At 48.9% G+C, this 17,980-nt stretch carries 17 protein-coding genes; 9 read left to right on the plus strand and 8 right to left on the minus strand.

The window, feature by feature from the left end:
* Nucleotides 1–41: 41 nt before the first annotated feature.
* From P2H89_RS11965 to P2H89_RS11980, 4 genes are all read right to left on the minus strand, one after another.
* Nucleotides 42–797, minus strand: a complete 756-nt coding sequence (locus tag P2H89_RS11965) for an SDR family oxidoreductase (protein ID WP_275826982.1) — start codon at nt 795–797, stop codon at nt 42–44.
* Nucleotides 798–973: 176 nt separating this feature from the next.
* Nucleotides 974–3,241, minus strand: a complete 2,268-nt coding sequence (locus P2H89_RS11970) for a sigma 54-interacting transcriptional regulator (protein ID WP_275826983.1) — start codon at nt 3,239–3,241, stop codon at nt 974–976.
* Between the two features lie 537 nt (nt 3,242–3,778).
* Complete coding sequence (locus P2H89_RS11975; RefSeq protein ID WP_275826985.1) at nt 3,779–4,624, minus strand: oxidoreductase; 846 nt, start codon at nt 4,622–4,624, stop codon at nt 3,779–3,781.
* Between the two features lie 80 nt (nt 4,625–4,704).
* The gene (locus P2H89_RS11980) at nt 4,705–5,292 is read right to left on the minus strand and encodes a TetR/AcrR family transcriptional regulator (RefSeq protein ID WP_275826987.1); all 588 of its coding nucleotides are present in this window, start codon (nt 5,290–5,292) and stop codon (nt 4,705–4,707) included.
* Nucleotides 5,293–5,621: 329 nt separating this feature from the next.
* On the opposite strand from P2H89_RS11980, the gene P2H89_RS11985 reads away from it, so the two are divergent.
* Nucleotides 5,622–5,804, plus strand: coding sequence for a hypothetical protein (locus tag P2H89_RS11985; RefSeq protein ID WP_275826989.1), 183 nt, complete (start codon nt 5,622–5,624; stop codon nt 5,802–5,804).
* Between the two features lie 150 nt (nt 5,805–5,954).
* Here P2H89_RS11985 and P2H89_RS11990 read toward each other — a convergent pair whose 3' ends face one another.
* Entirely contained in the window at nt 5,955–7,010 is a 1,056-nt protein-coding gene (locus P2H89_RS11990; protein WP_275826991.1) for a two-component regulator propeller domain-containing protein, read from the minus strand.
* A gap of 366 nt (nt 7,011–7,376) precedes the next feature.
* Between P2H89_RS11990 and P2H89_RS11995 the strand changes: the two genes are divergently transcribed.
* Together P2H89_RS11995 and P2H89_RS12000 are read left to right on the plus strand one after the other, a co-directional pair.
* Complete coding sequence (locus P2H89_RS11995; RefSeq protein ID WP_275826994.1) at nt 7,377–7,970, plus strand: hypothetical protein; 594 nt, start codon at nt 7,377–7,379, stop codon at nt 7,968–7,970.
* Between the two features lie 214 nt (nt 7,971–8,184).
* The gene (locus tag P2H89_RS12000) at nt 8,185–9,429 is read left to right on the plus strand and encodes a metallophosphoesterase family protein (protein ID WP_275826996.1); all 1,245 of its coding nucleotides are present in this window, start codon (nt 8,185–8,187) and stop codon (nt 9,427–9,429) included.
* Between the two features lies 1 nt (nt 9,430).
* Here the strand turns inward: P2H89_RS12000 and P2H89_RS12005 are convergent, their stop codons facing one another.
* Nucleotides 9,431–10,072: a response regulator transcription factor gene (locus P2H89_RS12005; RefSeq protein WP_275826998.1), complete on the minus strand. Its 642-nt coding sequence runs from the start codon at nt 10,070–10,072 to the stop codon at nt 9,431–9,433.
* Between the two features lie 270 nt (nt 10,073–10,342).
* Here P2H89_RS12005 and P2H89_RS12010 point away from each other — a divergent pair, with 270 nt between their 5' ends.
* Nucleotides 10,343–11,401, plus strand: coding sequence for a histidine kinase (locus P2H89_RS12010; protein WP_275827000.1), 1,059 nt, complete (start codon nt 10,343–10,345; stop codon nt 11,399–11,401).
* A gap of 81 nt (nt 11,402–11,482) precedes the next feature.
* Here P2H89_RS12010 and P2H89_RS12015 read toward each other — a convergent pair whose 3' ends face one another.
* Nucleotides 11,483–11,884, minus strand: coding sequence for a helix-turn-helix domain-containing protein (locus P2H89_RS12015; protein ID WP_275827001.1), 402 nt, complete (start codon nt 11,882–11,884; stop codon nt 11,483–11,485).
* Nucleotides 11,885–11,984: 100 nt separating this feature from the next.
* Between P2H89_RS12015 and P2H89_RS12020 the strand changes: the two genes are divergently transcribed.
* From P2H89_RS12020 to P2H89_RS12035, 4 genes are all read left to right on the plus strand, one after another.
* Nucleotides 11,985–12,653, plus strand: coding sequence for an NAD(P)H-dependent oxidoreductase (locus P2H89_RS12020; RefSeq protein ID WP_275827003.1), 669 nt, complete (start codon nt 11,985–11,987; stop codon nt 12,651–12,653).
* A gap of 96 nt (nt 12,654–12,749) precedes the next feature.
* On the plus strand, nt 12,750–13,307 hold the full coding sequence (locus P2H89_RS12025) for a dihydrofolate reductase family protein (RefSeq protein ID WP_275827005.1): 558 nt from the start codon (nt 12,750–12,752) through the stop codon (nt 13,305–13,307).
* Between the two features lie 60 nt (nt 13,308–13,367).
* Nucleotides 13,368–13,727, plus strand: coding sequence for a YciI family protein (locus P2H89_RS12030; protein ID WP_275827007.1), 360 nt, complete (start codon nt 13,368–13,370; stop codon nt 13,725–13,727).
* A 23-nt stretch (nt 13,728–13,750) separates the two neighbouring features.
* Entirely contained in the window at nt 13,751–14,974 is a 1,224-nt protein-coding gene (locus P2H89_RS12035; RefSeq protein WP_275827009.1) for a sigma-70 family RNA polymerase sigma factor, read from the plus strand.
* Nucleotides 14,975–14,979: 5 nt separating this feature from the next.
* Here P2H89_RS12035 and P2H89_RS12040 read toward each other — a convergent pair whose 3' ends face one another.
* The gene (locus tag P2H89_RS12040) at nt 14,980–15,372 is read right to left on the minus strand and encodes a DoxX family protein (RefSeq protein WP_275827011.1); all 393 of its coding nucleotides are present in this window, start codon (nt 15,370–15,372) and stop codon (nt 14,980–14,982) included.
* Between the two features lie 259 nt (nt 15,373–15,631).
* On the opposite strand from P2H89_RS12040, the gene P2H89_RS12045 reads away from it, so the two are divergent.
* Entirely contained in the window at nt 15,632–17,920 is a 2,289-nt protein-coding gene (locus tag P2H89_RS12045) for a GMC oxidoreductase (protein ID WP_275827013.1), read from the plus strand.
* Nucleotides 17,921–17,980: the final 60 nt, after the last annotated feature.

A 17,980-nucleotide genomic window follows, 5' to 3' on the forward strand; every position in this document is an offset into this window, starting at 1 on the left:
TAGATTTATTAGCTGATTTGACCTTCTTTTCTTATTTCCTGTTACACCTTTTGCGTTTGGCTGCTAAACCATTTTTCAAAGTCGATGGAGCCCAAGGTCGCTTTGCCCGCCGGCACCAATGCGGCATGAGTGATTTCTCCACCAAAATACTCGGGCTTGCCATTCGACACTACCTTGCGTGGATCGCCTGTATGTTGCAGGTATCGCTCAACAATCTCATACATTTTAAAACGCTCCGGACCGGCTATTTCTACCGTACCATTGACTGGAGTTCCCAGGGCATAATTGGCTACAAAGGAAGCTACATCATCCGCCGCAATGGGCTGGAATTGTACATCGGAAAGATGCACTTCGTTTCCATCAGTGGCCTGGTTCGCGATGCCCGCAATAAACTCGAGAAACTGAGTGCTCCTGATGATCGTATAAGGAACACCTGATTTTTTGATCAGCTCTTCCTGAGCGATCTTGGCACGCATGTATGGGATATTTTGCATGATGTCGGCCCCAACGATTGAAAGCGCGAGATGATGCTTTACGCCCGCATTGATCTCCGCCCCCAATAAATTACGGCCTGCTGTCTGGAAGAATTCCATGACCGCTTTCTCTTCAAAAGAAGGAGAGTTAGCGAGATCGATAACGATCGCTGTTTCCTTCATGGCTTCTGCCAGCCCTTCGCCGGTAATAGTATTGATGCCAGTGGCCGGGGAAGCCGCAATAACGTTGTGTCCTTGTTGACGAAGCAGTCCAACTACTTTCGTTCCGATGAGGCCTGAACCTCCAATGACTACGATTTTCATAATTTTATATTTTGGGTATGATGATCATAGCAGGCCAACAAAATGCCAATCAGGCAAATCATTGATAGCCAACAATATTGCATTATTCAGCATTACTGTTTTACACGGTATTTCGTGAAAACACGAAATGTTTCACTAAATAGAGGGATAAATACACGCAGGGCGGGCAATTATGATCAGGAGAAGTAATCGCTCTTACTGATGCCCAGCTTTTTGATTTTGGAATGCAAAGTATTGCCGGGTATTTGCAATATTTCAGCAGCGCTGCCCGCGCCTGAAACTTTACCGACACAACGTTTCAATAGTTGAATAATATATTCCCGCTCAAGCTCTGCCAGCGAACGATTAATACTGAAAGCATTTTCCAGCTTATCTTCAACATTTTGCCGGGGAATAAATACATCGTCCAATATGCCATCGGTGCTTAGCAATATGCTGCGTTCTATTAAATGTTCCAACTCTCTTACATTACCGGGCCATGTATAACTTCGTAGTTGTTGAAACACTTTTGGAGCAACTTTTCTGATGTTACGTCCGGTAGTCCTGCTATACTTCTGAACAAAAAATTGGGTAAGCGGTTCAATGTCTTCAGCGCGGTCACGTAAGGGAGGCAGGGCAATAGGAAATACATTAAGCCGAAAATAAAGATCAGCGCGAAAACGTCCGGCCTTCACTTCTTCTTCGAGATGGCGGTTGGTTGCTGCAATTAATCGTACATCGACCTTAATCGTTTGCGTCCCGCCCAGGCGCTCCACTTCGCGCTCCTGGATTACACGCAGTAGTTTAGCCTGCGCTTCTAAAGGTAATTCACCAATTTCATCGAGGAAGAGGCTGCTATTATTGGCAAGTTCGAATTTTCCGATGCGACGGTCCAAGGCTCCTGTAAAAGCCCCCCGTTCATGACCAAACAATTCACTCTCGATAAGATTTGCCGGTAGTGCAGCGCAGTTAACTTTTACCATCAGCTTGTCTTTGCGCGGTGATGCACCATGAATAGCCCTTGCTATCAGTTCCTTACCGGTTCCGGTTTCTCCCAGTACCAAAACAGTGGTATTTGAATCCGCAACCAGCGACATCAGGCGATATACTTTTTGCATTTCCTCGCCACTGCCAACAATTTCTGAAAAATCATAGATGGTTTTGATCTGCTCTTTCAGGTAATCATTTTCTACTTCCAGCTGCTTTTTATAGGACAGCAGTTTTTCATTAGCCTGTATATTGGCAACGGCAACAGATATTTGCGCACAGATACCTTTCAGCAACAACTGGCTGAGCCGGTTTGCCAGCAGCCAGATAGTGCCGATGTTCTTATTACCCATTCTGAGTGGCAGGCCATAAACATTTTTTAAGCCCGTTGCCTTCCAGAGTTTCGCGTAGGCATTGCCACTGTTCAATTCTTCTTCTATATTAAACACCAATCCATCTTCACTGGCTAACACCTTCGATGTATAAATTTCTTCAATGGTGATTCGGGTGGCTGCCATTTTACCAAAATCCGCGGTAGCTTTTCCAAACAACCTATCGTTATACAAAAATGGCGACATATGAAACCCATCCTCGTCTATCAGGCGGATCATGGCAAATTGTGTGTGCATAGTACTTTCCAGCACCGTGGCAATGGCCTCCTGCAGATCCATTTTGGTTCGTACGCGTGTAATATCATTGCTGAACTGCAGCAGGAAAGCCTGTTCATCCTGCTTTCGGCCGATCTGTTCATTGGCCATAATATTCGCAAGGGCAATAGATATTTGCGCACAGATGCCCTGGAACAATTGAATATTGATTTCTTCGATATCCAGCAGCAGGATACCCAGATTTGTTTCACCATTCCGCAGCCTGATACCTACAAAGTTTTTAAACCCTACCGTTTTCCAATGCTGTAAATAGGGAGCCTTTATCCCTCGTTGAATTTCCCTTTCTATATTAAACAACAAAGGAATGGGGCTATTCAATACACGGTCCTGCAATCCGTCGTTGATAGGAAATTTGGAGTTCAATAAGACACTGATCACCTTTTGATCACCCGTCCTTGCGCCAAGATCGAATACATAGGCCGTCAGGGTAGTATTATCTTCATTGATCCTGCGAATGACATAGCCGCTTTGGGGGTTTAACTTATTCATTGCCCTGCGAACGGCAAGTCCCAATTCCTTTTTCGTACGTACCGCTGCGATGTCGCAGCTAAAATCAAGCAGGAACGACTTCTCTTTTTCCTTTTTGAGTATCTCCTCATTTTTAATAATGTTGGATACGGCGCTTGATAACTGGGGCGCAATGCCATGCATAATGCTCCTGAACTCTTCGCTAAAGCCGCCGGGTATGTCAGTGTAGGTTTGGATAAAACCCATCGGCCTCCCTTCCTTCATCAATTTCGTCACTAAAACTTCTTTTGCCCCTACTTCAAAATTAACGCGCAGGAACGCGGGACTTTGTGGCAGGTCCATTACCTCCTCCAGCACAAAAGAAACAGGTTCCCCGGCCTGCAATACCGCCTGGATAAAAGGTTCATTCAGGGCGAAATGGGCATGAACCATTTCCTGGTACTGTTTATGCGACTTGATAGGTGAATCATCGTTATCGAGCAGGAAAGGAACATAAGTTGCGTCTTTATTGTCGATCATCATGACGATCGAATGGGTAATGTGAAATAACCCCTTGATCCGTTGCTTAAACAGGATCATGAGATCATTTTTATCCCGTACCCCCGTCAGGTCATTGCCTAAAGCCAGTAGAACTTGTTTTTCCTTTTTATAAAGCTCTACTGATTGCTGGAGTGTTCCTGCATTTTTCATGAAATGGGATTTGCAGTTAACGCAATTCAATGAAATAGATGACTGTAGGACGAATAGAAGGATAGCTTACTCTTACAATTCCAAAATTATGCCTTTCTTCTCATTCGCCCCACAACCCAATAACTACTGCAGGAAATTAACTGCTTTCAACTTAATGCAGGTAAGTATGACGCAAAATACCAACTACCCCTAGGCAGGTTGATGATCTGTGCTCTTAGAGATAGATTCCCAGGCTTCTACTTCTCTGCCGATCAGAAGAGCCTTCTGACGAAACCGTTCTACAGCATCTGCCCCGATCGGCAAATGCAGCGGCGGATTGTTCGAAGCAACCAGTGTAAGGATCACCGCAGCCAGCTTTGATGGATCTCCGGGTTGGCTACCATGAAAATTCGCCATACGAGCCCTCATTACCCCAACGGTTTCGCGATAATCGTCAATAATTTTAGACGATGTCTGATAAGAATTCGCAGATGCGAAATCTGTAGAAAACAGGCCTGGCGCTACAGACGTAACATGGATACCAAATGGTTTCAATTCAACCGACAAGCCTTCGGATATCCCTTCTACTGCATACTTTGTAGAACCATATAACCCTAAGCCGGGAAGGTCATTCAAATAGGCAAATAATGAAGATATATTGATGATATGGCCTGAAGCCTGTTTCCTGAGTTGAGGAAGAACACTTCTTGTTACATTAAGCAAGCCAAAGACGTTGGTATCATATTGCTTTCTGACCTCGTCAGCAGTGGCTTCTTCTGTCGCTGCCAATAGACCATAACCAGCGTTGTTTACCAGCACATCTATTCTCCCGAAACGGTCGATGGCGGCTTTTACCCCCGTTTGCACATCGGGTTCGTTCGTTACATCCAGGGTAACCACCAGCAATTGTTCAGCAAAACCCAGCTTATCAGCCAGTTGTTTTGCGTCCTTCCTCACAGTGGCAACGACCTGATCGCCGCTTGCAAGGACGGCCTTGGCAATTTCAAATCCAAATCCCTTTGATGCTCCGGTGATAAACCAAACTTTGTTTTTCATAACTCATTTTATTTTAGAAATAAGAAGATATAATTAAGTTCCACAACTTGACCGATCGGTCATTTATTAGTTAAAAAAAATTACTTTAGCTGGGCCTCGATCATTTTCTTAAGGTTACGGTTGATCACTGCCATTTTATCGATCTTCCGGGTGGTATTGCTGATCAACACCCCTCCCTCGATCATGGCAAACATCATGGTAGCAAACTCCTTGTAATTCCAGTCTGCCTTAAAGACACCCTGTTGTATACCTTTGCCAATAATATCGATGATGACCTGCTGACTTTTATTCACCAGGGCAGCCACTTTCTCCAGCACCACCTCATTTTGATCGTCAGCCTCCATTCCAAAATTAAGCATGGGGCAACCGCCTTCTACCAACGGCTTCAACGGGTTGCGGAACGCATCGATATAAGCAAATAATTTATCCTTGGGATGGTCAACCCGACCAATAGCAGCCATTACCTTCTTCTGTAGCATTTCCAAATTGTGGTCTACAACCGCTTCAGCGAGAACGTCCTTGTTCTCAAAATGAACATACAGGCTTCCTTTGGAAAGTTTGGTCACATCCATAATATCACTCATCGCTGTAGCGGCTATCCCTTTCTTATTAAAGACGGGTGCGGATTGCTCGATGATCATTTGTCTGGTTTGTTCCCCTTTGTTCATCTTTTTCCATTTACGACACAAAGATAAGTGACCGATCGGTCATATTATTTATTTCCCCCTTAAAGATTTGTTATTGTCTCCAACTCAGAACAGTCCTGGCCACAACTTTCGGAATTTTCTTCGTGGTCATAATCGCCATTTTCAGCCGGATCCCTACTCTCAAACCACCCAAAAAGTTTCTGCACCCCGTAAAGAAAAGTGCAGACACTTCACAGAATCAATGAGATAGGGTTATTAAGGCAAGTAGTGGATAAAATCACGGCGTCGATCTCATAATTTAACCTTGAAACCTACAGAAAATTATCATATTTGCACCTGAACAGTTCAATATGGCTACCAACCTAATCGACGCTGCCAACAATTACAGGAAACTGTACGACTATTTATCAGTAATGAATGAAAAGCAGATCATTAAACTGATGAAAATTGCTGTGGGAATTTTACCGCTGCAAGCCTTTTCGAAAGAAGAAATAGATCTGTTACAAGGCGTATCTACCATGACCATCCAATAGAGCACCGAGCACTACGACAGACCAGTTTTGTGGTTTTATCTTGTCCAGTTCTTCTTCAGCAATAATAAATTGTAAAAGGTGTTCCATCGTATCGAGGTGTGAAAATCAAACACAAGGAGCAAAGCACATACGGGGTGCGTATTCCCTATTTCATTGTAGATGGTGATTAGGCTTCACTTGCTGATCCCCTTTTGTTCTAAAATCCGTGATAGTCTTACCATCATAACGATGCACCCCACCTCCAGATCCAAACCATATACTTCCATCGCTAGCTTCCAATATCGCCAAAAAATCCATTGGTCCCCCTGTTATAATTTCGCTTACAGTAGGCTTTTTATTGTACAAAGACTTTGCATCATAGCGTGAAAGCGCCCAGACGTTCGGATTTACTTCACCTGTAGTCCAAATGTTTCCTTTTTTATCTTCGATTATTGCATAAGCCCCCCTCTCCGATACCTTAGTATAGGATTTGCCGTCATAGCGCCAAAGACCATCAACGTCACCGAACCAAATGCTTCCTTTTTTATCTTCGATTATTGACCAAACGTTTTTAAACGCTTTGCCATCATGTTTTTTCAAAACGGTAAATGTTTTTCCATCATAAAAACAGGGCTCGCCCCTTGTGCCAAACCATAATTTCCCGGTTTTGTCTTCCATGATAGTGGTAAGATCATTATTGGAAAGTCCTTCTTTAGTAGTAAAATTTCGAAAAGATTTCCCATCGTAGCGGCTTACTCCCCCTCCGGTGCCGAACCAAATAATGCCCGCTCTATCTTCATAAATATCCATAACCCGATTATCGACAAGTCCCTCCCTGGTAGTAAAATGCTGAATGACTTTGCCATTGTAATGATAAACTCCGGAATCAGTGGTAGCAAACCAAAGGCTTCCGCGTCGATCTTCCAGAACATCCCAGAATCTGTGCAAACCTATTTCACTACTTGTGAGATTAGTAAACGATTTTCCATCGTAGCGAAAAACACCACCCCATGCTGCAGTAATCAAAATGTTTCCGGTTCTATCTTGCTTTACATTCCGAACCATACTCTTAGGCACCCGGGAGGTAGCCAACTCTTTAAGTTGCGACTCGGAGTAGCCATTGTGCTGTTTAATGAAATCATCTTGTGGCGGGTTTGTTTGGTTTTGTCCACAGGAAGTGTGAAAAACAAGCATCCAGAACAAAGTATAGATAAGTACGCATTTCATTAACAGCAAAACTACTTTGATCCATTCAGCTTGACGGGGCAGGATTGTAAATTATAATGTAACCTTTGTAAATTATTGTAAATAGTACCCTGGACCTTAGCAACTCGTTGTGTAAGATCATCCCTGACCACAAAAAAGGTGGCTGGCTGTAAGGTAGGTTACGACTACCCGACCCGTTTCGGGCATAAACCATTCCATGTATGGGAAAAAAGGGCGTTCAACGCGGCCTATCGCCCGATCGCTGCCAGCACCCCTTATGCGCTGCTTGAAACCGGTCAATAAATTAGGGCCACCTGGCCCGGCTGGCTGGCAAAGCTGTCCAAAACAGCGTATCTTGCTCCCGGATTTACTCAATAATCCCCGACCATGAAACTGCTTACATCCCTACCACTATTTTTGCTGTTTGCCGGTACGGCATTTGCGCAACAAAACATTCCCTGCCAATACACCTCCATTAAGAAAGTGCAATACGACAGTGTCGTTCGCATACCCTTCTTGGTACGTAATCCGCAGATCCAAAAACAACCCGGGCGCCTCATCATTCCGCTGGCCAACCAAAAGTTCAAAGTATTCGACGACATCAACGTCGATACGGATATGGGCGAATACAGCTACCTGGGTGATGTACGCAATACCAGACTTTCGCTCATCCGCAAAGCAGCCCTGCACAACGAAATGTATTTCGTCGTGAACCAGCTCAACGGGAAAGTAGATACCCTGATCGGCGGACCGGTATTTGCCCCGAACCTGCAGGATTTTGCCTGCCTCAACAATCCCGGTATGGAGGAGGCACAACGCATACAACTGGGCACCATCCGCGACGGACAGCTCACCATCAGAGGATATATTCCCGAAAAAAAGAAAACCTTCATTACTGCAATCGGTTATGCCATCAACAATGCGCTTTACGCAAAAGATGAGGATGGTAAATGCTGGCAGCTCAACGTCAATACGCCGTAACCAGCTAAAGTAACGAACCACCGGAATGAGAAATGCTGGCAGCTCAACGTCACTACACCGTAACCGGGTGAAGTAACGATCAACCGGAGAAGTAATACTCCACCAGAATGAAGCAGGCCCTCCCCTGCCCCAGCGCAAACGTTTGCTCATCTTTCAAGCTGTCTTTTCCCTAATTTGTGGTGAACACCATTCACCACCACCTGCCTATACAATTATGAGCGACGCCACTAAAAATCCCCTCGACAGAAGAAGTTTTCTCGGCACCCTCACCCGCGCCGGCGCCCTGGGTACCGCTGCCCTCACGCCACTGGCTACCCTGGCTGGCAGTGCCGATGAGGTAACTACAGGGCAGCCTGCTGCAGTCGAACATATTTTCCTGGCGAAGCCTTACCTGCAGGCCGTGAGCCCCACCAGCATGAGCATTCGCTTTATAACCGCCCTGCCCAGTTATAGCTGGGTAGAGTATGGAGTGCAGGGTTCGTTCGACAAAAAAGCGCATGCTATAACCGACGGCATGGTGAACGCCAATAACCGCATCCACGAGATCGTGGTGGATGGACTGACCCCAGGTCTTACTTATAACTACCGGGTCGTATCCAAAGAAATAAAGGAGTTTAAGCCTTATAACCTCACTTACGGAACAAGTATCCAGAGCGATACCTACCAGTTTTCAACCATCCATCCCGCAGCCAAGGAAGTGAGCTGGCTTATCTTCAACGATATCCACGACAGGCCGGCTTCCTTCGCGCACCTGATGGGCCTGAACAAGGAGAATCCCTATGACTTTGTTTTCTTGAATGGGGATATGTTCGACTACCAGACCGACGAACAACAGATCATCGATCACCTGCTTACGCCCTGCACCAGCTGTTTCGCTACCGGCAAACCCATGATGTTCGTACGCGGTAACCATGAAACCCGCGGTAAATACGCCCGCAACCTGAAAGATTATTTCACCAACCCGGGTGGCCAGTACTTCAGCTTCCAGTGGGGCCCTGTATTCGCCATGGCCCTCGATACCGGCGAAGACAAGGAAGACGAACATCCCGTGTATGCAGGCATCGTCGACTTCGATCATTACCGCGTAAAGCAGGCAGCCTGGCTGGAGCAACAACTGCAAAGCAAGGCCTGCAAAAAGGCTAAATACCGCGTGGTGATGATGCATATACCACCACACTATTCGGGCAATGCACACGGCACTTTGCACTGCCGCGAACTTTTCTCTCCGCTGTTCGACAAATACAAAGTTGATATCGTAATCGCCGGTCATACGCATACCTATGGCGTACACCCACCAGTGGCAGGCACCCACAACTATCCGCTGATCATTGGCGGCGGCCCCAAGGAAGGAAACCGTACGCTTATCCGCGTAAAAGCCGACCAACAGGCGCTGACGCTCCAAATGTTGAAAGACGATGGTGCTGAAGTGGGGAGATATGAAGTGATCGCAAAGAGGTAGGCTACTCTGCCAACCCCATTTCGATGGCCTTTTTCACGAGGGCTGCCGTATTCTTTACATCCAGTTTCTGGATGAGGTTAAAGCGGTGGTTTTCGACGGTGCGCACACTCAGGAACAACCTGGCGGCAATTTCCTGGTTGCTGAGACCCTGCACTACCAGGGCTATCACTTCGCGCTCGCGACGGGTAAGCGGTGTGGTATATGGGTCATTGCGTTTGTTGGTAATGATCTGCTGAAACATGACCTCTTTCAATTCCTCGTGCACATATTGCTCGTTTCGCATCACGGCATCGATGGCCGCCCTGATGACCTCACCATCGGCTGTTTTGAGCAGGTAACCCGATGCCCCGTGCTGAAACATGCTTTTTACATAATGCCGGTCGTTACAATTGGTGAACACGACCACTTTCACCGAAGGCCAGGTTGTTGTCACTTTTTTACATAAACTGATCCCATCCTCACCCGGCAACTGGATATCCATGATCACCACATCGGGTACTGCCTCCGCCAGGCCCGCCATCAACTCTGTTGCATTGACATAACCGCCCAACACCTCTACCTGCGCAAATCCGGCAAGGATCATCCGCAGCCCGTTCAATATGGCCGGATGATCATCTACCAGGCTAATACGAATCATTTTCATACCCGTTGTTTTAATCATTCCTGCAATTTCCTACATCGCCGGTAGGATACCAAGCAAATCTTTCACCGTTCACGTATATACAGCGCCGCTTGTACAGGAAATTAAGGGATGAATTTCTATGCATGCGCTGTAAAAATCCGACACATTTTAGCTGCCAGCATCGTATTCGCACGCAGGCTAAGTACTAGTACTCAATTTCAAATACAGGTATTTGTTCTGCAAATATTGAGCCCACCGAAAGATAGTTTTGTAGCAGATTTTTTGTGTGCTATGATATTACTTGAAAAGAAAATAGTAAGCCACCTTTTAACCCGGAAAACAACGACCACCTGGTTGCTGCATACTGCAGAAGCCTTCAGTGTGTTGTTTGTGGCAGTTTTGCTTTTCAACACCTGCACCTCAACCGATGATCTCTTTACCGGCACCACCGACCTGCTCATCAGGATATTGCTGGTCGCTTCATGCTGGTGGTTAAGCATACACCTCTTTCGCCGCCAGAAACTGCACACGCAATTCATTGTACATAGCATTACCCTGGTACTCTTTTCAACCAGCTGGATCCTGGTGATCACCAATTTTTTTGGTCAGGCCACGCTGACCAATCACACCGCCGGTGCTTTCAACTTTCTCTTCCTGATCGTATTGTTGTATTGCATTGCACTGGCAGGCTTTCATCTCTGGAACTTCCGGGCCCGTTCCATCGCCCATAGAGCCAGGGCCCAGGAATGGAAACGCCTTGCCAACCAAGGCGACGTACAGGTGTTGAAAGCACAGATCCAACCTCATTTCCTCTTCAATACCCTCAACCGTATCAATGCCTCTATTCCGCCGCAACAGGAAGAGACCCGCGAGCTGATCGCCAAACTGGCCGACACCTTCCGCTATGCGCTACAGGCTACCAAAGAAGACGAAGTATTACTGGCTGATGAGCTCAGGTTCATTCAAACCTACCTGGAACTGGAAAAGGAACGGTTTGCCGACCGGTTGCAGATCAACATCACCGCTGCGCAGGACGTGCTCGGCGCCCGCATTGCGCCTATGTTGTTGCAACCCCTGGTGGAAAATGCCGTGATCCATGGCATTGGTCCCAGCATCGACGGGGGGCAGATCAGTGTGCATTGTCAGCCCGTAGCAGGAAGGATCCAGATCAGCATCAGCAATACTGGCGCCCGCTATATTGGCCCTGTGGAGTGGCTGATGGAAGGCAAAGGAGTGGGCTTACGCAATACCGCCCTCCGCCTGGAGAAGATCTACCAGCAGCAAATGAAGATCGGCAAAAACAGCCAGGGAGGCCTCACCTTCACGTTCTCCATTCCCGCTACGGCCTGATGTCGTCTCGGGCGAACCCTCGTTCAATTTTTCCACCTCAGCTACCGCCTGATTACGCGTCATGTATACAACCTGCCATGACTAATTCCTGTTTCCAGCTTCTTCTACCGGCTCCGCTTCCACCTGTTCCATCACCGACCGGTGCTGCAAGCCCCATTGCTCGAGCTGTTGCCAGATGGGTATCAGTAAGCGCGCGCTATCGGTAAGCTGGTAATCTACGCGCGGAGGCACTTCAGCATATACGGTCCTTATCAGCAACCCATGTTGCTCGAGCTCCTGTAAATGCAGCGTGAGCATACGATCGCTGATGCCAGGCAATTTCTTCTTCAGTTCACTGAAGCGCAATATCCGTTGCTCCAGTTTATACAAAATGAGCAGCTTCCAGCGGCCACCCAACAGGTCTACCGCGTAGACCATTCCGCAAAAATCGATGAGGTTATCCCGGTTGATGGAATTGGTGGAGGTTATCTTTCGTTTTGCCATTACTTACAATTTTGTGTGCTGCACACAACCGGCGGCACTGTTCCTTTGTAACCACCGGGCTGGTAGTTTTGTTGCCCCCTTATTAAAATCGGGGGTAATTATGAAAGTTTTGATCATCCTTGCGCATCCTGAACCACAGAGCATGAACAGCGCCCTGTTCAATACTGCCGTTGAAACACTGCGCGCTGCAGGGCATACTGTAAAGACCTCCAACCTGTACGCCATGCGCTTTAATCCGGTTTCCGACAGCGCCAATTTCATTCAACGTGAAAACCCTGCCTTCTTCAAGCAACAACTGGAAGAACTGCATGCTACGGCCACCCAGGGCTTTGCCCCCGATATCGATAGTGAGCAGCAAAAAGTGGAATGGTGCGACCTCATGATCTGGCAGTTCCCGTTATGGTGGTTTAGCCTGCCCGGCATCCTCAAAGGTTGGGTGGATCGTGTGTTTGCCATGGGTCGCTTTTACGGGAAAGACAAGCTGTACGAACAAGGGGTATTCGCCGGTAAAAAGGCCTTGCTGAGCTTAACCACCGGTGGCGACGCCGGTGCTTACGAAAAAGGCGGGTTCAATGGCGATATGTACAATATGTTGAAACCAGTGCACCGCGGCATTTTTGGTTTCACCGGTTTTACGGTGTTGGATCCTCATGTAGTGTATGGCCCTGCCCGCCTGGCGCCTGCCGAACAGGAAGCTGCCCTGACACAATGGTCCCGCCGCCTGCAATCCATTTTTGAGGAAACACCCCTGAAAGTGGGTACTTATTGAAAACCGGAAAAATTGTGGCGGCTGGCTGTCCAATCGCAGGCACCTCATTTGTTATGAAGTGGTAATACATTATTCCACCACACAAAAGTTATAACAATGAGCCGATTATCCACTTTCCAGTTCCTTACGCTCAATGGTTTCTACAAAGGACCCGATGAAGATACCAGCTGGCACCGCCATGGCGGCGAAGAAAGTGAGTTTGCCAGCGAGGGCGCCCAATCGGGCAGCATACTGCTCTTTGGCCGCACCACCTACGACATGATGGCCAGCTGGTGGCCTACCGCACAAGCGAAAGCAGCCATGCCGGGCGTGGCCAAAGGCATGAATGAATCGCAGAAGATCGTGGTATCGCGCAGCCTGAAAAAAGCCAGTTGGCAAAATACCCGCATCATGAACGACCTGCTGCCTGGCATCAGGCAATTGAAACAGGAGTCTGCCAACGACATTACCCTGCTGGGCAGCGGCAGCATCCTGACCCAATTGGCCGGTGCCGGACTAATTGATGTATACCAGTTCATGATCGACCCGGTAGCCCTGGCACAGGGCACTACGATATTGCAGGGACTGGAGCATCCCCTCAATCTGCAACTGACCAGTCACCGCGTTTTCAACAGCGGCGTGGTACTGCTCACGTATGAACCCTTGAAAAACTAAGTTACATTTACACAGAGGCTGTTGCCCCCGGGGCAACAGCCTTCCCTCAAACACAACTATATGGAAGAATATTTATTGCTGATGCGGCTCGACCTCATCACCAAAGACGCGCAACCATCGCCTGAGCAAATGCAGGTCTATATGCAGCAATACCATGCCTGGGTGAGCGGCATCGCGGCGCAAAACAAATTCGCCGGCGGTACCGGCCTTTCTACCGAAGGCAAAGTAGTAAAGGGTAATGAGGTGGTAACAGATGGGCCTTATGCAGAGATCAAGGAATCACTGGCGGGTTTTATCGTGGTAAAGGCAGCCAGCTTCGACGAAGCGGTGGCCATGGCGCGCGCCTGCCCTATCCTGCAGGGCGATGGCAATAGTGTGGAGGTAAGAAAGATCGTCAGTGTGCACAACAAAGACGCCTGACCGCACCACACTGCTCATCCACCATGGACCAGCAAACACTCATACCACATTTATTCCGCACCGAATACCGTAAGATCGTATCGGTGCTGTATCGCCATTTCGGGTTCGATGAAATGGCGACGGCCGAAGACCTGGCCAGTGAAACATTTCTAACAGCAGCACAAACCTGGGGCATCCATGGCCCGCCAGCCAATCCCGTGGCCTGGCTTTACCAGGTGGCGAAGAACAAGGCCATCAATCAACTGCAGCGCCAACGCACTTTTGACAGTAAAGTAGCGCCCGACCTTCGCGTGGCCGCCTTGCCGGAATATGATGACATTGACCTGTCGCTCCAAAATATCCTCGACAGCCAGTTGCAGATGATGTTTGCCATCTGCCATCCATCTATACCACCTGAAGCGCAGATCGGTTTATCCCTGCGCATTCTTTGCGGTTTTGGCATCGATGAGATCGCACATGCTTTTTTGACCAACCGGGAAACCATCAACAAGCGGCTCTACCGGGCGCGTGAAAAACTCAGGGCCGAAAAAATAGCCATCGAACTGCCGCCCGATGCAGATATAGATGCCCGGCTCAATACGGTGCTCAACACGATCTACCTGCTTTTCAATGAAGGATATTATTCATCGGGCGAACACCAGCCCCTGCGCAAAGAATTGTGCTTTGAGGCCATGCGCTTATGTACAATGCTGATAGAGCAGGAACGCACCAACCGGCCGGCCGTCAATGCCTTGCTGGCCCTCATGTGCTTTCATGCTTCCCGTTTCGATGCCCGCACTACCCAGAGTGGTGAACTTGTCTTATACGATGACCAGGATACCGGTCGTTGGAACACCGACCTCATTGCCAAAGGCGGATACTTTCTACACCGGGCAACGGGCGGTGATACGCTTACGCGTTACCACCTTGAAGCAGGCATCGCTTACTGGAATACACAACCGGCCAGCAACACCGAAAAATGGGAACACATTCTGCAGTTGTACAACCGCCTGTTGCAAATAGCTTATACCCCTATCGCGGCCCTTAACCGCACCTTCGCATTTTCGAAAGTATGGGGTAAACAAGCGGCCATCATCGAAACTGAAAAACTTACGTTCGACGATCATCTTTTCTATTTTCTGTTACTGGGGGATCTCTATAGCGATCACGACCGCACCAAAGCGAAGGATTATCTTGACCGGGCCCTCGCACTTGCGCGAACAGAAGCCGAAGAACAGACTATCCGGAAAAAGATCGGCAACCTGTAAATAGCTTACCTTGTTTTACCGGTATACCCGCCCGGGTACATGAGGAAAACAATTACGCAGATCAGCAGGAAATTGAACTCTACCCCATTGCGCCCCCCGCCTACCACATACCAGCCTTCGGGGTAATGAACCATAATGATGCCGACTACAAGAATAAACAAGGTGATCCACCCGGCAGGCCGCACAAACTTATTCAGCAGGAAACAAACCGCACAAACGATGTGCGATAGCTTGATGGCCCAGGCAATGGGCAGCCCCAGGGGCTTAAAGCCTACCTCGTTGAGGTACAGTTTACCAAAGTCGTTGATACCGTTATTGAATATCCCGGGAATGCTGTGCATCAGCAGGATAATGGCCACGGCCAGCCGGAGGAGGAAGATCGTTTGAAACCTATTCATGAAAGAAAGATTTTACCAATCCGGTAATTCAACGCCCCATTTCCCGTAGAAGTACGCCCGTATTTTGTTGTAAATTGCCTGATAGTACCCGTTACTACCCTCTACGGCAACACTCCGATTATTGTAGCAATTACTCCAACCAGTAGTCAACATTGTGTCGACAGCACAGGCATTGGCTTGTGCACCCTACCCGCTTTATGTAAGCGTTAGACGGCCTATGCCCTCGCGCAACCTGAACATATCCAAAACTAAACATACCATGGCAAAATCAGCTAAAAAGAAAGTGGCAGCTGCCAAAGCAGCGCCTAAAGCAGCAACCAAAGCGGGCATCAGCGCCGTTCAGGCAACCTACGCAGTGCTCTACGATGTATGGTTCCCCATCAGCGCCCTGCCCATACCACCCAATGCATTGGCATCGATCACCACCATTTCGCAGCAGGTGCAGAATGGCTTCTGGGCTTATATCAACGCAAAGAATCCCGCTTTCCTGGCTTTACTGACGGCCCTTGCCAATCCGACGCAGTTGCCTTTTTACCCGGCCCTCAAGCAATCGAACAATGCCGCCATCCAGCGATTTATCAGCAATCCTTTGGGCATGGGTGGCCTCACGCGCGACCAGGTGACGCAGGTACTGAGCTTTTTCTTTACCGGTACCGCTGGCCCCTTCTCCACGCAGGTGGCCATGATGGTGCGGGAAGCCTTTCTCTCCGCCATCTGGGACCTACCACTGGCTGTGCCACTTACGGGCATCCAGGCGCCTACTACTTTTGTCACCAACCCGGTCGTTTATTCGCAGATCAACAAACCAGTTTTCCCGGCTACCTGGCTCACCTACGATGCCGGCGCCAAACTGCTCAAGGCTAAAACGGGCAGTATCGATTACCTCATCATCGGCAGCGGGCCAGCCGGAGCAGCGATGGCCCATGAGCTGCAACAGGCCGGTAAGAAAGTGCTGCTGATAGAGCAAGGGCCCTGGGTGGTGTGGGGATCGATGGATACCATGAGCTACTCACGGCTGATGTTCAACAACGATGCTGCTACAACGATCGACAACAGCGTGATCCTGCGCAGCGGGCAGGCCATGGGTGGCGGCTCTACCGTCAATATCGATCTTGCCTTCTCGCCACTTGAATCGACCATACAGGCGCGTGTTGCCCAATGGATCGAAAATGGCTGGCTCGATGGGCAATACTATACGCAGGCACGCGTGGCGGCAGCCTATCAATGGGTGCGCAATGCCATCGGTACCCGCACGGTTTCGCAAAGCGAACTGAACCGCGACAATAAGGCCCTATGGGATGGCGCCAACAGACTGGGCGTTGATCCTTCGCTGTATCACCTCAACCGCTTTCCGGAGTTCCTCTCTCCCTCACCCGTAACGCAAAAACGGGATGCTGCGCGAGAATTGATATTGCCTGCCGCCCTCGACAAGAATAACCCATTGGCCGTGCTGCCCGATATGGCTGTGCAACAATTGACCTTTGCCTCCACCGGCACCGATGGCAGTGTAAAAGTAACCGGCGCCCTGCTGCAAGCCCTTGCTCCCTGGGCAGGAGCAGACAACCCGGCCGGCAATACCATCGTTGATCCCTATCAGTTCAATATTGCACCCGGCACCATCGTGAAGGTTGCGGCCGACAATGTGATCCTGTCTGCCGGCACCATCGGATCGGCAAAGATCCTGCTCAATACTGCGAAAACACAATCAGCAGTGAAGAATCCGCGGGTGGGAAAAGGGTTGATCATGCACCCCTCCTTCCCGCTCATCGGTGTGATGGATGAACGGATCAACCTGCTCGAAGGGCTCGACAGCGCTACCTACCTCGAAGCATTTGGGGTAAGTCCGGGTTTCATCTTTGAAACCATGGGTGCCCTGCCTGCCTATGGCGCTATCCTGATACCGGGCTCGGGTGTTGAAGTATACAATAAACTCATTCAGTTCAACAACTCAGTAGGTTTTGGGGTAATGCTGGTCGATACGCCTTCTGATAACAATTATGTAGCACTCGATGGACAGGGCAATGTTGTCGTTAACTACGCGCTCAGCGATAGCGACAAACAACGGTTCCGCATCGGGGTGGGATTGGCCATCCGAATGATGTTCCTGGCCGGGGCCAAACAAGTGATCATCCCCACCAACGAGAATGTACTTAATCAGTCGAATTTCGATCCGATGAAGGGCGTTTACCTTACCGACATCAAACAGGCCGAGCTGGTAGAAAAGAACCTTCACTTTTTGCCCAACCGCACCATACTGACCTCCGCCCATTTGCAGGCCACCAACAAACTGGGTACGGCGGCCACTAATTCGGTAGCATCGCCCGGCCAACGCATCTGGAATGTGAATACCGGCAAAGAAATTCCCAACCTGTACCTGATGGATAGCAGCATGTTCCCCACTTCGGTGGGCGCCAACCCGATGCAATCGCTGTACACCTTTGCCCGGATCTTCTCCGACCGTTTGCTGGGCAGGGCTGCAAGGCCCGCGGCTTCCAAGTTTTCAGCCACTCCATCGGACGAACCAGCTATTGGTCCGCGCAAACTGTAAGCAATCTTATTATCGTTCCCGGGTATACACACCAAAGCCATCTTCCCTTGCGGTCGATGG

The sequence above is a fragment of the Paraflavitalea sp. CAU 1676 genome (genome assembly GCF_029223285.1).
Taxonomy (GTDB): Bacteria; Bacteroidota; Bacteroidia; order Chitinophagales; family Chitinophagaceae; genus Paraflavitalea.

Excerpts from the sequence above, each read along its gene's own strand:
- P2H89_RS11990 (WP_275826991.1), bottom strand. The coding sequence starts at position 7,010 with ATGAAATGCGTACTTATCTATACTTTGTTCTGGATGCTTGTTTTTCAC.
- P2H89_RS11980 (WP_275826987.1), bottom strand. The coding sequence starts at position 5,292 with ATGAACAAAGGGGAACAAACCAGACAAATGATCATCGAGCAATCCGCA.
- P2H89_RS11965 (WP_275826982.1), bottom strand. The coding sequence starts at position 797 with ATGAAAATCGTAGTCATTGGAGGTTCAGGCCTCATCGGAACGAAAGTA.
- P2H89_RS12005 (WP_275826998.1), bottom strand. The coding sequence starts at position 10,072 with ATGAAAATGATTCGTATTAGCCTGGTAGATGATCATCCGGCCATATTG.
- P2H89_RS11975 (WP_275826985.1), bottom strand. The coding sequence starts at position 4,624 with ATGAAAAACAAAGTTTGGTTTATCACCGGAGCATCAAAGGGATTTGGA.
- P2H89_RS11985 (WP_275826989.1), top strand. The coding sequence starts at position 5,622 with ATGGCTACCAACCTAATCGACGCTGCCAACAATTACAGGAAACTGTAC.
- P2H89_RS12045 (WP_275827013.1), top strand. The coding sequence starts at position 15,632 with ATGGCAAAATCAGCTAAAAAGAAAGTGGCAGCTGCCAAAGCAGCGCCT.
- P2H89_RS12020 (WP_275827003.1), top strand. The coding sequence starts at position 11,985 with ATGAAAGTTTTGATCATCCTTGCGCATCCTGAACCACAGAGCATGAAC.
- P2H89_RS12015 (WP_275827001.1), bottom strand. The coding sequence starts at position 11,884 with ATGGCAAAACGAAAGATAACCTCCACCAATTCCATCAACCGGGATAAC.
- P2H89_RS12030 (WP_275827007.1), top strand. The coding sequence starts at position 13,368 with ATGGAAGAATATTTATTGCTGATGCGGCTCGACCTCATCACCAAAGAC.
- P2H89_RS12025 (WP_275827005.1), top strand. The coding sequence starts at position 12,750 with ATGAGCCGATTATCCACTTTCCAGTTCCTTACGCTCAATGGTTTCTAC.
- P2H89_RS11970 (WP_275826983.1), bottom strand. The coding sequence starts at position 3,241 with ATGGACCTGCCACAAAGTCCCGCGTTCCTGCGCGTTAATTTTGAAGTA.
- P2H89_RS12000 (WP_275826996.1), top strand. The coding sequence starts at position 8,185 with ATGAGCGACGCCACTAAAAATCCCCTCGACAGAAGAAGTTTTCTCGGC.
- P2H89_RS11995 (WP_275826994.1), top strand. The coding sequence starts at position 7,377 with ATGAAACTGCTTACATCCCTACCACTATTTTTGCTGTTTGCCGGTACG.
- P2H89_RS12010 (WP_275827000.1), top strand. The coding sequence starts at position 10,343 with ATGATATTACTTGAAAAGAAAATAGTAAGCCACCTTTTAACCCGGAAA.
- P2H89_RS12035 (WP_275827009.1), top strand. The coding sequence starts at position 13,751 with ATGGACCAGCAAACACTCATACCACATTTATTCCGCACCGAATACCGT.
- P2H89_RS12040 (WP_275827011.1), bottom strand. The coding sequence starts at position 15,372 with ATGAATAGGTTTCAAACGATCTTCCTCCTCCGGCTGGCCGTGGCCATT.